A 12,496-nucleotide genomic window follows, 5' to 3' on the forward strand; every position below is an offset into this window, starting at 1 on the left:
AATGTTATCCTCAGGTTATGGATAAGTAAAATTCAAGTTTTTCATAAATAGATGAAATAAATTCACTATAAGGAGTTTTCATGGCTAATTTTTCTTACGAAGTCTTTGCAGCAGTAGTCGAAAAGGGCAGCTTCTTCCATGCCGCCCAGTCTTTGAATGTGACACCAAGCGCCGTCAGCCACTCGATCAATCAGTTAGAGACAGATCTAGGATTTGCCTTGTTTTTGCGTAATCGCAGCGGTGTTGAGCTGACTAATGACGGTAAAACAGTGCTACCCGTCATTCAGTCGATTTTAAATACAGAAGAAGAACTGCGCCAGGTTGCTGATAATATTAAGGGTTTAAACAGTGGCAGAATTCGCATCGGTGCTTTTAGCAGTGTTTGTATTAATTGGCTGCCGACCATTTTGCGGCGTTTTAAAAGCGAATATCCTCAGATTGAGGTGACGATTTTTCAAGGCGATTTCAATCAGATTGTCGCCGGTGTCCGTGAAGGGACGATTGATATCGGCTTTAGTTCGCTGCCGATCGAAGACAATCTTTTGGTTCAGCCCTTGATCAAGGATCCGATTTATTGTGTCGCGCCGACAGATTTTGTGCCACAGGACGGCAAGGCCGTGACGAAAAAAGACATTGGCAAACGGCGTTTTATTCTGCAGCAGATCGATTATGACCGTGATACGAAAAACGCTTTGGATCGCTACAACGTGACACCGAATTCATTAACTTATTCCATTGATGACCAGTCGATTTTATCTATGGTCGAAAGCGGTTTGGGACTTGGTATTCTGCCGAAATTGGCCTTGAAAAAACTGACTGGGGATGTCCATATTTATCCTTTTGATAGAGAATTTGCCCGGACAATTTGTTTGGTTATGAATAAGACACAAGCACAGGCGCCTTCGACCAAGCGCATGACCAGCGAGATCAATCGTTTCCTAAAAGAAAGCTATCCTGATCGCTTATTCGCCTAAATAAAAAACGAAGAAATAAATTCTCCGTTTTGAATACTGAATACTGATCTTTAAGCCAATGACTTTGAGCTGGCTTTGTCTTTTAGATAAGCAACCAATTCCTGGATTGTGATAAATGGTAGATGAAACTTTTCAGCCATTTCTGCTAGATAATCTTGACGTGCCATGTGGCCGTCGGGCAGTACAATTTCGCAAATAGCACCTACTGCTGGTTCGCCAGCCAACTTAGCCAAGTCAACTGCTGCTTCAGTATGCCCCTGGCGTTCCAGTGTACCGCCTGCTGCTGCGACCAAGGGGAAAGAATGGCCGGGATGAACAAAATCACTGGCTTTGGCATCGCTTTTAGCCAGCTGCATGATCGTAGCCGAACGATCGAAGGCCGAGATACCGGTTGTAACACCAGTCGCTTCATGGCTGCCGTCCAAAGAGATCGTAAAAGCCGTTGCATTGATTTCTGTGTTGTGTTCGACCATTGGCTTAAGTGCTAATTTGTCGGCAATTTCAGCCGAAATTGGTGTGCAAAGTAATCCGCGTGCCTGCGTAATCATGAAGTTGACGTTTTGCGGTGTCATTTGAGAACCGATGCCCAAAAGATCACCTTCGTTTTCACGTCTTTCATCATCCGAAATAATAATCAAACCGCCTGCTTTTAACTGCTTAACTGCTTCATCAATCGTCGAATAACTCATTTTCCGTCCGCCCATTTTATTTTTTTGTGAAACACCGTCAGTGTACTGCGCCATTATTTCGAAAATGTAACTGGAAGATTGTTTTAATGTTATTTGCTGACTGATAGGTGAATCGAACTTTTGATTTGCAATTAATACTAATTTTGTTTATAACTAAATTTGATTACACCAAAATAATTACTAAGGAGAAATACTTATCGAGTACAAGAAAAATGATTCAGAATTCAATCACATGATTCATGGCGAGCTTTATCACCAGGACGAAGAGCTGTTTGAGCTAAATATGCAGGCGAGGGATAAGCTCTATGAATATAATCATTTGAAGTATCGAGATTTAGATAAGAGAAAAGAAATTCTAGACAGACTGTTTGGCGATGTCGGCGAAAATGCATTCGTGGAGCTTCCGCTACAGGTTGATTACGGTTTCAACATTCACATTGGGGATAATTTTTTTGGTAATAATAATTTGACACTAGCTGATGCTGCTCAAGTCAGCATTGGTGATAATGTCCTAATCGGCCCCTATACAGGCATTTATACAGGCGGGCACAGCATTGATCCAGAGTTGCGTACAAAGGCTGGTGCTGAATATGCCTTTCCAGTTACGATTGGTGATAACGTCTGGATTGGGGCTAACGTCACGATTACGCCAGGCACTAAGATTGGTAAGAACAGTGTTATCGGTGCCGGTAGTGTTGTTACTAAAGACGTTCCGGAAAACGTCGTTGCTTATGGTAATCCAGCTAAAGTCGCACGGCAAATCAATGATAAAGATCGTGAGTTCTACTTTAAAGATCGTAAAACGCCACAGCGTTTCTTTGATCAACTGGCCAGCGATGAAGTCTTCCATCGTTAACTTAAAAAACATCTGCTAAATGGCAGGTGTTTTTTTTATTTCTTCTGAAAACTGCGTATAAAGAAGCATAGGAATTCGAAGGAGGAAATGAAATGATCACAATGATGGAAACTTATAGGAACGAGCTGGCTTTGAAATATCAGCGGTTAATCGAGAACCGCTGGTTTTGGGTGTTCTTTGGTTTGCTGATATTGGTAAGTGTAATTGCATATGCCTTTTACTGTACTGCCAGAGGTTACAATTTCTCGGGCAATATTAAGCTGCACTGGCCACATTTTTGGGAAATGGGAGTCGGTTGTAAACGATGATACGGATTATTTAGGGAAAGTCGCATGCTTAGGATTGATTGTTTAACCAAGAGTTATCAAGGAAGATCTGTTATTGACGATTTGACGATGGCTTTCGACAAAAAAGGCATGACTGTGATTGTAGGTGCTAACGGCAGCGGCAAGACAACCTTTTTTAATGCAATTTGCAGTTTGATTGATATTGATAGCGGCGAAATCACAATTGATGATATGCCCTCAGGGTCGGAAATTTTCAAACAGCAACTGTTTTATTTACCGTCAGATTTTTATTTACCAGAATTTATGACTGCGTTAGAGTATGGCCATTTTGTTCTAAGCCGTTATCCAAAAGGGAACATGACACAGTTTAAGGTCTTGCTGCAAATTTTTGATTTGTCTGGACAGAAGGATCACCTCATTGGTGGTTTTTCCTTTGGCATGAAGAAAAAATTACAAATTGCGGCTGCTGCAGCATCGGGTGCACAGTATATTTTGGCTGATGAAATTTTCAGTGGTCTGGATTTTCAGAGCGTTTTACTGCTGCAGGAGGTGTTCGATCATTTATCTAAAAAACAGCAAATCGTATTAGTCTCTCACGAAAGCAATTGCTTATTGCGTTTTCCAGACAATATTTGGATCATGCAACAGGGGAGACTGACACAGTTCACGGGTACAATCACGGAATTGACCCAGACTATCAAACAGGAAAAAGAAGTCCATGACAAACTTGCCCAAATTGAAGAACATTTCAACGTTAACTAAATTTTTATACCAAGATGCTTTTCATGGTCTGTTTAAAAGGCCTTTTTTCCAGAAAAAACGTAACCGCTATTTGCTATTGGCTGGATTGATTTTGTTGTATTTTGTATATTTTTATGTCAATATGGTTGCTTTTGTTCGGTTATCTGAAGGAGCAGCAAACGCTCAACCGGATGCTTTTGCTTTAGCTGCAAGAACAACCCTAAGCAGCTCTTACAATTTATTTTTAATTATCTCGTGTTTAGTTTTTATTTTGGTCAATGCAAATTTTAATCTTAGCCGCAATTCTTTATTCTTTATTAAGACACTGCCTTTCAAACGAAAAGAGATTCTGTCAAGTCTTAGTATTTTCAGATTCAGTCTTGGAATGGCGATATTTGAATTATTTTTAATTATTGCAGCACCAATGTTCAAACTGTTGAGATTATCTTTATTGGAATCATTCTTAGTTCTAGTGACTTTACATCTATTATTTTTTTCTATTTTTCAACTACTGGAATTGATATATGCGGCGGTTTCTCGATTAAAGAGTAAATGGACTAAATATTTTCCTTTATTTTTAGATGGCATTCTCATGTTTCTGATTGGTATTTATTATTTTCACACACGTTTGTCAGTGGACAATTATTGGGCCGCGCAGCGGATATCTTTATTAATGATGACGATTTATCTGTTGACTGTGCTTTTGATTATCACAACAATGACATTATTGATTCGTTGGCGCTTGCCCTCTGAAATTGAAGGCAGAATTAAATCGTCCTTTATCCATATATTACCCAAATCGCTATTTTTAAAATTGATTGGCATGCCATGGATTGCCGTTTTGCGTTTTAAGATCACGAGTTATTACGCTTTGATTTCTGTCGGATTAGTCGCCATTTCGGTTTATTTCTCCGATTGGAACGAAATGTTGCAGAACATGCTTTTTATTCTCCCGTTAATCGGCGTTGTGTGGATATTTTATGCGGATGCTTTGTTAAATTTCCGACCGCTATTCAATCTATATCGAATAAGTATTTATGCTGAATTATGCGCGATTTTATTAGCTGTGGCATTTATTCTGCTGCCGTCATTACTAGTAGGCCTGATGGTTCAGGTAACTGCGGATCCATTTTTCTTTGGATTAGGAATCTCACTTGCTTCTCTAATCGCTGGTTTTCTGTTCCCAAAATCACAAGGAAATATGAACGAAAGCTTATCTGCCTTCTTGAGCATCATCATGATGATGCTGTTGGCTTCTCTGATAAGTATTCCTTCGGCTTTATACATCGTAGACGGTCTGCTAGTGCTGTTGGTTGGATACATTTTAAATAAAGAAAAGGAAGTTAAATCATGAAAAAATATATAAAACAACTCAGTATTGCTTCAAGCTGTTGGATGATTATTTTTGCTATCGATCTTGTCATTGAGCTTTTTCAAATCAATGAAAGCGGGGTTGTGACAACTTTGACCGGTCTCCGAATTGAAACACACATAACGCCAGATGAATTGAACTCGTTGTTCTCACTCACTTGGCAGGTTGTGGGCTTATATGCATTGTTCCTTGTAATTTGGTTTGCGGTTTACCACATGTTTCAAATTAAGAAAAAAGCATGATTTGGTCAATACTAACCCTATTAGTCATCTATGGTTTGGCTTGTTTTCTTCTGGTGTCCTTGCATGAAAGTATTCATTTTATAACGGCCAGGTTATTTCATTTGCGGCCAGTCTTCAAAATAAATCTATTTTTATTGCCAGTGATCAGCTACAAGAATCCAGGGCGGGATGCACAAAATTTGGTGGTCGCTCTATCAGCACCGGTTGGTTTGATTATTTTGGGGATGCTGATTAATTCAGAAATACCGTATTTTGGACTTGCCAAAATCCTGTGCCTGACTAATGTTGCTAATTTATTGCCCATTACAACAGATGGCGAAGTGATTTTTCTGTCTGTTTATAACTTGATCAAGGAGAATAAAACATAATGAAACGAATGAGTCTTATTATATTGTCACTATGTTTGTTAGGAGCTGGTTTTTATGCAACTTATGTTCTAGCAGTCAGACAAACTCAGACAAAAACACCAGTTTATCAAGATAAAAGCCCACGCTTTATTCACGATGCACCTGCAAAAACATTGGCGGCCATGACCAGAGAGGCTAAACCAGGCATCTATTACTTTGGTTATCCAAATTGTCCTTGGTGTGTCGAACTGCTGCCGGTATTCGATCGTGAACTAAAACGTCAGCATAAGCAGGCACAAGTGGTGAATACGCGTGCAGATAACTATCGAAGTGTCGATAACATTGTGTTAGAAAAGTTTTTCATCAAGCATACTTTTGAAAAACGCTTGTCCGTACCCTTTATCGTCGTGATTCAAAAGGATGGCAAAGTGAAAACACACATTGGTACAGTCAAGGGCCATAACGCACCACTTGCATCCATGACGAGAGAACAACAATCACAACTAGAAAAACAGCTAAGGGAATTGATAAAGGAGTAACCTACTTTATGCCTTATAACTTGATATATGAGCTCAGGCAAGTAACTCACCGCATTCAGAAAAGTAGTTACTTTAGCTGTGTTAAACTGACTGCTTCTCTATTTTTGACACTTTTGAGTTTGACATTGTTGTCAAACACCACCATATCAAACAGGATTATCTTATGGATTGAATCTCTTGATAAGCCGCTAGAGTCATTATTGGCGAGCCTTTCCTTGCAAATATATTTTGAGCGATACCTGGCCATTTTACTGATATTTTTCTTTTTGATTAGTTTATTTTACTTGATACTTTATTTTTTTCGGAAACCAGTAAATCAGCAGCATCTTTGTTCCAGATTTCAAGCAAAAAAAATGTACACATTGGATCGAACAGGTCGCTTTGATAGCACAAGCCTTCAGCCGTTTTCATCGGCAATGGCAAGGAAGACTTTTGTCTGCGCGTTGAGCGCTGTTTTTCTGGTGATAATCGTGTTGCTGTATCTGCATCAGCCTATTGTATTTTCTGAGTTTGCAATCGTTGGTTTTCTAGGAACTATCCTCATGCGTCTTGCCATATTTGGGCAATATCAAAAGCAATCTGATTTATCTAATCAAATTTCTAACCATCGCTTATTGGACAAATGGTCCGTTCATGCTTTCTCAAAGCACACTACTCATTTAGACATCGTGCGGTTATTGTGCCTTTCGCTAGTGGTCTTATGTCTGTTGGCCGGTTCTCGCATTTCTTTTTGGTTTTTTGTGAAAGAGTTGGTGCTGATTGCTATGCTGGCAACGACGGATATCTCTATTGCCCAGATGTTCATGAATTTGTGTGTTTCGGATAGTGGTAATAGGAACACGATGGCTATAGTTGGGCTTTTACTAACCGGTCTGACAATTATGTTAGTCACGATGAGTATGATGGTGCTAAGTCTGTTGATTGAGTTTACCAATCTGACCGCCATTTATGTTTTGGCAGGCCAATTATTGGGATTAGGTTCGGTGCTGTTCCTCACTCGATGTATTGCGCGTCAATTTGAAAGTAATTGGTTCAAATTGACAACACCAAAATAGCGGCAGTACTCGTTAATGAGATTATTCATCCAAAGAATTCACCCGATCAATTAATTTTTGCTGTACTTTGGGAAAAGCGTGCTGAATAAAATCCTCTTTGCTAAAGAAACGGCCTGGAAAAAGGCTTAAGTCGTTTTCAGTCGTCAGGTCAGCAGACAAAAGTGTCATGAGCCATTTGCGATGGGTGAAAATATGCGTGACTTTCTTGACGGGCAAGAACTGAAAGGCCAGAGTTAGCCCATATTGCTGGGCAAAATAATCCGTCATGGCTGTCAGCGCATCTTCGTCTTCTGCAAATTCGTCTTGTCCGCTAAAGGCCAGCAGATCTTCTTTGGCCACGAGAGGAAAAGTCCAAAAATCAGCTAGGATGCCGCTATCTGGTCGTTTTTCCATCAAAATGCCAGCCGATGAACGAATAACCAAAGCAAAATAGTCGACTTCGATAGGGCGGGGCTTTTTATTTTTCACAGGGTAGTTCAGTTCAACGCCGTCAATGTAGGCTTGATTAAAGGCCTTAACAGGCGAGTGGTCTGAATCTGGATTGGCTGCAGTCATATAGCTGGAACCTAAATCCATAATGGCTTGGTTGAAATCGCCAGGGCGTTCTTGAGAGATAATTTTGCTGATAACTTGTTCGAAAATTTTGCGTGTTTGCGGCTTGCTGATTTCATCATCAATTTCTAACAAGCGCGAGAAAACGCGAAAAGCATTGCCATCGACTGCTGGGACTGGCTGATTAAAAGCGATACTCGCGATGGCACCAGCCGTATAAGGCCCGATGCCGGCCAACTTTTGCAACTCAGCAATATCACGCGGCCAGACATTGTCATAATCCTGGACAATTTGCCTAGCCGCTTTCTGCAAGTTTCGGGCACGTGAATAATAGCCTAGTCCCTCCCAGGCTTTCATTAATCTGCCTTCATCTGCGTTGGCTAAATCAGCCACACTCGGAAATTCACCCATAAAACGCTCGTAATAAGGAATGACCGTATGGACTTGCGTCTGCTGGAGCATGATTTCTGAAATCCAGACATGATAGGGGTCATGGTCCCGCCGCCAGGGCAGATCGCGTTTGTTATGATCGTACCAATCTAATAATGTTTTTTGAAAAGCATGAATTTTGCTTTCTGGCCACTCAATCATGTACTATTGCTGCTCCTATCTCACTCAGACTATATTGTAACGCCCGAAGATTTTTAAAAATTGATATAAAAAAACTGGACTTGCCATTTTTGGCAGATCCAGTTTTTGAAATCACAGTCGTTTCAAATAACGCTGCAAAAATTCTTGCGTCCGCGGATTCTTCGGAGAAGAAAAAATCTGTTCGGCGCTGCCTTGTTCAGCGATCACGCCTTGGTCCATGAAGACGACATGGTCAGAAATATCACGGGCAAAGCCCATTTCATGCGTAACGAGAATCATTGTTAGTCCGGTATGTGCTAGATCTTTCATGATATCAAGAATCCCGTCAACCATTTCTGGATCTAGGGCACTAGTCGGCTCATCAAACAAAATCATATCAGGCGACATTGCCAGTGTTCGTGCGATTGCGACACGTTGTTTTTGCCCACCAGATAGTTGTGCTGGTTTAGCTTTGACATACGGGCCCATACCAACTTTTTCTAATTGAGCCAGTGCATTCTTCTCAGCCTCAGCAGGACTCTTTTTCAAAACGGTTGTTTGAGCCACAACACAATTTTCCAAAGCATTTAAGTTATTGAAGAGGTTGAACTGTTGGAAGACCATACCGACTTTAGCACGATACTGAATACGGTTGAAATTCGGGTCAAGAATATTTTGGCCGTTATAGAGAATTTCACCAGCCGTGGCATCATCCAGCAAATTCAAGCATCTCAGTAATGTTGATTTACCGGATCCGGAAGATCCGATGATGGTCATGACCTCACCGCGTTGCACCTGCAAATCAATGTCTTTTAAAACTTCGTGCTGTCCGAAAGATTTTTTCAAATGTTGAATCGTTAGAATGTTATCTTTTTCCATTTTCGCTCACTTTCCGGCAATTTTCGGTGTTGCAATTTGGAAATCATTGGTCATTAAATCATAGTTTTTCGGACCATTTAATTTCTTTTCAATCAATCTGAAGATTCGTGTAATCGTGAAGGTCATGATCAGATAGATGAGAGAAATGGTCAGATAAGTGTGGAAGAACTGGAAGTTCTGTCCGGCAATTGTTGAACCGGTGAAGAACAGTTCTGACACAGAGATGATGCTTAGCACCGATGTGTCTTTGATGTTCACAATAAATTCATTGGTCACGGCCGGGATACTGTTGCGGACAGCTTGCGGCAGGACAATTTTATTCATTTGCTGAAAATGCGTCATCCCCAAAGCAGTCGCAGCTTCGAATTGGCCTTGGTCAATTGAGATAATACCGCCACGGATAATTTCGGCCAGATATGCACCTGTATTAATAGAAACAATAATCAATGCCGAGGTGGTTCGATCCAAGTTAATGCCGAAGGCTTGAGCGGCGCCGTAATAGAAAACTGCCGCTTGAACGATCATGGGCGTGCCTCTAAAGACTTCAATATAGACAGACAGCAGCCAGTTAACGAAATTAATCAGATAACGCTGCAAGCGCTTTTTGGGTGCTGGGATGGTTCTCACAATACCTATCAGCAGCCCGATAATAAAGCCGACAGCCGTTCCGACAATTGCCAGCAGCAGCGTCATACCAATACCGCGTAGCAGCATGCCACCGTATTGCTGCCAAATATCAATAAACCAGTTACCCTGAGAACTTGTCTGCGGCTGCTCTTTAACGGCCTGCTGCATCAGACGTGATTGCTCGCTATTGGGCAATTTGGATAAGACAGAATTGATCGTTGCTTTATTCGGATCATTTTTACGCAGGCCGATGGCTTCCTGTGATTCGGTCTTGTCCAGCACAAATCCGCCTTTGCTTGATAAATTAATGTAAGTGGCATTAGGGTCAGCCACGGCCATACTATATCCTTCCGGTAGTTCGGCTACGTAGCCATCAATCGTGTTGGATTGCAGGGCAACACGCATCGATGAAAAATCACGCATGGCTGGTTCTCTGATAGCACCCTTAATCTGTTTGATCAGGTCATATTGAACAGTGCTTAGTTGCCCAGTCAGCTTAGCACCTTTGAAATCCTTTAAAGTTTTTGCTTTGGCATATTTGCTGTTTTTATTGACAACAATAATCTGTTTGGAGTTGTAATATGCCCGAGTAAAATCAATCGTTTTCTCTCTTTCTGGTGTCGGCGTCATACCAGCGATAATCGCATCGATTTTTCCAGAAGTCAAAGCTGGCAGCAGGCCATCCCATTCAGTCTTGGCAACTTCGACAGGTCGTCCCAGACGTTTGGCAATGCGCTTGGAAACTTGCACATCATAGCCGTTAGCATAAAGATTGGATCCTTGAATTGGCACGGCACCATTGCTGGCATCCTGCTGCGTCCAGTTGAAAGGCGGATAGTTGGCCTCCATACCAACTAAAAAGACTTTCTTTGATTTCTTTGCGGCTTGTGCTTGGCTGCTAGGAAAAGTTCCTGCAGCTATCACGAATACGGCAAAGAGCAGACCGATTATAGACAGCCAACTTCTTTTCTGTTTCAAATACATTTTCTCTCCTTCATCAAACCTGCAACGACAAAAAACCTCTATTAATAACAGAGATTAATAGAGGTAAAAGGTATTTTAAATTAAGAAGATAAGATTCCCAATTAATAGCACCCCCTAGGTGATCCTAGGACAGTCCATGCAGTCTTTCCACATGGCCCAACAAAGATCAAATGACAGGTTCAATCTTGTTTCGGCGGCGATCCTTACAATTGCATCAACGCTTTTGTCTGCTCAGCAATTTTCGTGATAACCGCGCCTCTATTTTATTGCGGTTACTAGATTCCTATGCAGTATATTATGGAAACCAACACAAGTCAAATTTGTCAGTTGATACAGTCTGCTTAAAGTTGCAGAAAGTTGCCAAAAACGTTTGACCTTTCCTGACTATTGTTTATCATATGAGTTGTAAGAGGTGAACAAAATGGCATTAGAAGAAGCCGAAGCAGAAAAACTGAACATTGAAGGTTTGTCCGTTATGTTAGCCAAGAATATTGACGCATTCAATGCGGATGAAGACAAAAATGTGGAAAGGTACTTGCTTAAGTCAATTTATGATAATACAGGTGTTCATAAGTCTGAAAAGATTGACGAATATCCTAAAGTTGACATGAAAAAGGTTGCTAGCCGGATTGATGAGCTGGCCAGAGATGAATCACAGGATCCTAAGAAAACATTTGATGATTTGCGGACTTGGGCAAAGGTTAAATAATTTAAAAAAATATGATAAAAAGAGCATCAGTTAAAGGTGCTCTTTTTATTTATCATATTTATCTAATGAAAACAATCGCCAAAAAATAATGGCAGCAGCCCAAGTGCAGGCAAACAGCAGTACTAAGGCGATACCCATTTTATTGAAATCTAGTTGGCTGATCCAACTGGCCGTTGCATTGTGCCAGTGGAAGACCACACTGATAGATTGATAAAGGTCAATCAGCCCGATTGTCAGGGCTGAAATTACTGAGATAGTTGTGATGACGAGGTTGTAATACAGTTTTCTAAAAGGTGATGAAAAAACCCAGCTATAGGCTGTGCTCATAAAGAGACCGTCGCAGGTATCCATTAAACACATACCAGCTGTGAACATGACTGGAATCGACATAATTGCCATCCAAGGAAGGCCTTTATCAGCGGCGGCAACTGAAGTAGCCAGCACAGCAACTTGTGTAGCCGAATCAAAGCCCAATCCGAAAATAAAACCCACAATCATTACCTGCCAATTATGATTAATAAGACTGAGTGACTTTGTAAAAAGATGATAGATGGGGCCTTCAGTGCCGCGTTTTTTGTTTTCTTCCGAGCTGTGTTTAAAATTCAGCCAAATGGATCTGATAATAAACATATTGACAACAGCCAAAACGATCAGCATTGTACCAGCAAGAAAGGTGCCGACAGCTGCACCGAATTGGTTAAGGTCCGGCATTCTCTTTTTGGCCCATTCCACTAACAATACCGTGATAATGGTCATCATTATCACTACGAGTGAGTGACCAAAAGAAAAGCTGAAGCCGACACCATGTGCATTCTTTTTGTCATTTAATAATTTCCGCGTCATATTATCGATAGCGGCAATATGATCAATGTCAAAAGCATGTCGCAAACCAAAAGTGAAAGCCAAAATTGCCAAGGCTAAAATAGATGGATACTTGAATGCGTGCGTTAACAGCAAGCCGATGCCCAAGGAAAAAATGAGTAAAACATATAAGCCATAACGAATAAAGTCATGGATAATTGAGTGATTGATTGTTTTTTTCAACGGAAACTCCAAAAAAAGAAAATAAAAAA

Annotated in this window: 14 protein-coding genes and 1 riboswitch; of the genes, 9 read left to right on the top strand and 5 right to left on the bottom strand. The window is 40.9% G+C overall.

Translation table 11 applies throughout. From position 1 onward, the window contains the following. Nucleotides 1-80: 80 nt before the first annotated feature. A complete protein-coding gene (locus OKIT_RS03220; protein ID WP_007745279.1) occupies nucleotides 81-974 on the top strand; it encodes a LysR family transcriptional regulator in 894 nt (297 codons plus the stop codon). 50 nt (nucleotides 975-1,024) lie between these two features. Here OKIT_RS03220 and ribB read toward each other — a convergent pair whose 3' ends face one another. Beyond that, complete coding sequence (ribB, locus tag OKIT_RS03225) at nucleotides 1,025-1,717, bottom strand: 3,4-dihydroxy-2-butanone-4-phosphate synthase (RefSeq protein ID WP_007745280.1); 693 nt, start codon at nucleotides 1,715-1,717, stop codon at nucleotides 1,025-1,027. Between the two features lie 178 nt (nucleotides 1,718-1,895). On the opposite strand from ribB, the gene OKIT_RS03230 reads away from it, so the two are divergent. The 7 genes from OKIT_RS03230 to OKIT_RS03265 all read left to right on the top strand — a co-directional run bounded on the left by OKIT_RS03230 (nucleotide 1,896) and on the right by OKIT_RS03265 (nucleotide 7,102). Then, a complete protein-coding gene (locus OKIT_RS03230) occupies nucleotides 1,896-2,519 on the top strand; it encodes a sugar O-acetyltransferase (RefSeq protein ID WP_007745282.1) in 624 nt (207 codons plus the stop codon). A 332-nt stretch (nucleotides 2,520-2,851) separates the two neighbouring features. Further along, a complete protein-coding gene (locus OKIT_RS03240) occupies nucleotides 2,852-3,568 on the top strand; it encodes an ATP-binding cassette domain-containing protein (RefSeq protein ID WP_028291872.1) in 717 nt (238 codons plus the stop codon). A 364-nt stretch (nucleotides 3,569-3,932) separates the two neighbouring features. Further along, nucleotides 3,933-4,901, top strand: coding sequence for a hypothetical protein (locus OKIT_RS03245; RefSeq protein ID WP_148126047.1), 969 nt, complete (start codon nucleotides 3,933-3,935; stop codon nucleotides 4,899-4,901). After that, nucleotides 4,898-5,161: a hypothetical protein gene (locus OKIT_RS03250; protein ID WP_007745286.1), complete on the top strand. Its 264-nt coding sequence runs from the start codon at nucleotides 4,898-4,900 to the stop codon at nucleotides 5,159-5,161. Before OKIT_RS03245 ends, OKIT_RS03250 begins: the two co-directional genes overlap by 4 nt. After that, nucleotides 5,158-5,529 (top strand): hypothetical protein, encoded by a 372-nt coding sequence (locus OKIT_RS03255; protein ID WP_050804047.1) that lies wholly within the window; start codon nucleotides 5,158-5,160, stop codon nucleotides 5,527-5,529. The genes OKIT_RS03250 and OKIT_RS03255 overlap by 4 nt, the downstream gene beginning before the upstream one ends. Nucleotides 5,530-5,537: 8 nt before the next feature. Then, entirely contained in the window at nucleotides 5,538-6,047 is a 510-nt protein-coding gene (locus tag OKIT_RS03260; RefSeq protein ID WP_148126048.1) for a thioredoxin family protein, read from the top strand. Between the two features lie 8 nt (nucleotides 6,048-6,055). Next, nucleotides 6,056-7,102, top strand: a complete 1,047-nt coding sequence (locus OKIT_RS03265; RefSeq protein ID WP_007745291.1) for a hypothetical protein — start codon at nucleotides 6,056-6,058, stop codon at nucleotides 7,100-7,102. 21 nt (nucleotides 7,103-7,123) lie between these two features. On the opposite strand, the gene mutY is transcribed toward OKIT_RS03265, so the two are convergent. The 3 genes from mutY to OKIT_RS03280 form a co-directional block, all read right to left on the bottom strand. After that, nucleotides 7,124-8,245 (bottom strand): A/G-specific adenine glycosylase, encoded by a 1,122-nt coding sequence (mutY, locus tag OKIT_RS03270; RefSeq protein ID WP_007745292.1) that lies wholly within the window; start codon nucleotides 8,243-8,245, stop codon nucleotides 7,124-7,126. Between the two features lie 111 nt (nucleotides 8,246-8,356). Further along, nucleotides 8,357-9,103, bottom strand: coding sequence for an amino acid ABC transporter ATP-binding protein (locus OKIT_RS03275; RefSeq protein ID WP_007745294.1), 747 nt, complete (start codon nucleotides 9,101-9,103; stop codon nucleotides 8,357-8,359). Between the two features lie 6 nt (nucleotides 9,104-9,109). After that, entirely contained in the window at nucleotides 9,110-10,714 is a 1,605-nt protein-coding gene (locus OKIT_RS03280) for an ABC transporter substrate-binding protein/permease (RefSeq protein WP_007745295.1), read from the bottom strand. 97 nt (nucleotides 10,715-10,811) lie between these two features. Then, nucleotides 10,812-10,983, bottom strand: a riboswitch (Lysine riboswitch). A gap of 152 nt (nucleotides 10,984-11,135) precedes the next feature. Here OKIT_RS03280 and OKIT_RS03285 point away from each other — a divergent pair. Beyond that, nucleotides 11,136-11,423 carry a hypothetical protein gene (locus OKIT_RS03285; protein WP_007745296.1) on the top strand — a complete coding sequence of 96 codons (288 nt, stop codon included), beginning with the start codon at nucleotides 11,136-11,138 and terminating at the stop codon, nucleotides 11,421-11,423. A gap of 45 nt (nucleotides 11,424-11,468) precedes the next feature. Here the strand turns inward: OKIT_RS03285 and OKIT_RS03290 are convergent, their stop codons facing one another. Next, nucleotides 11,469-12,467 carry a HoxN/HupN/NixA family nickel/cobalt transporter gene (locus OKIT_RS03290; protein ID WP_007745297.1) on the bottom strand — a complete coding sequence of 333 codons (999 nt, stop codon included), beginning with the start codon at nucleotides 12,465-12,467 and terminating at the stop codon, nucleotides 11,469-11,471. Nucleotides 12,468-12,496: the final 29 nt, after the last annotated feature.

The sequence above is a fragment of the Oenococcus kitaharae DSM 17330 genome (assembly GCF_000241055.1).
GTDB lineage: Bacteria > Bacillota > Bacilli > Lactobacillales > Lactobacillaceae > Oenococcus > Oenococcus kitaharae.

Coding starts and splice junctions, on each gene's coding strand:
- OKIT_RS03220 (WP_007745279.1), top strand. CDS start 81: ATGGCTAATTTTTCTTACGAAGTCTTTGCAGCAGTAGTCGAAAAGGGC.
- ribB (WP_007745280.1), bottom strand. CDS start 1,717: ATGGCGCAGTACACTGACGGTGTTTCACAAAAAAATAAAATGGGCGGA.
- OKIT_RS03230 (WP_007745282.1), top strand. CDS start 1,896: ATGATTCATGGCGAGCTTTATCACCAGGACGAAGAGCTGTTTGAGCTA.
- OKIT_RS03240 (WP_028291872.1), top strand. CDS start 2,852: ATGCTTAGGATTGATTGTTTAACCAAGAGTTATCAAGGAAGATCTGTT.
- OKIT_RS03245 (WP_148126047.1), top strand. CDS start 3,933: ATGGCGATATTTGAATTATTTTTAATTATTGCAGCACCAATGTTCAAA.
- OKIT_RS03250 (WP_007745286.1), top strand. CDS start 4,898: ATGAAAAAATATATAAAACAACTCAGTATTGCTTCAAGCTGTTGGATG.
- OKIT_RS03255 (WP_050804047.1), top strand. CDS start 5,158: ATGATTTGGTCAATACTAACCCTATTAGTCATCTATGGTTTGGCTTGT.
- OKIT_RS03260 (WP_148126048.1), top strand. CDS start 5,538: ATGAGTCTTATTATATTGTCACTATGTTTGTTAGGAGCTGGTTTTTAT.
- OKIT_RS03265 (WP_007745291.1), top strand. CDS start 6,056: ATGCCTTATAACTTGATATATGAGCTCAGGCAAGTAACTCACCGCATT.
- mutY (WP_007745292.1), bottom strand. CDS start 8,245: ATGATTGAGTGGCCAGAAAGCAAAATTCATGCTTTTCAAAAAACATTA.
- OKIT_RS03275 (WP_007745294.1), bottom strand. CDS start 9,103: ATGGAAAAAGATAACATTCTAACGATTCAACATTTGAAAAAATCTTTC.
- OKIT_RS03280 (WP_007745295.1), bottom strand. CDS start 10,714: ATGTATTTGAAACAGAAAAGAAGTTGGCTGTCTATAATCGGTCTGCTC.
- OKIT_RS03285 (WP_007745296.1), top strand. CDS start 11,136: ATGGCATTAGAAGAAGCCGAAGCAGAAAAACTGAACATTGAAGGTTTG.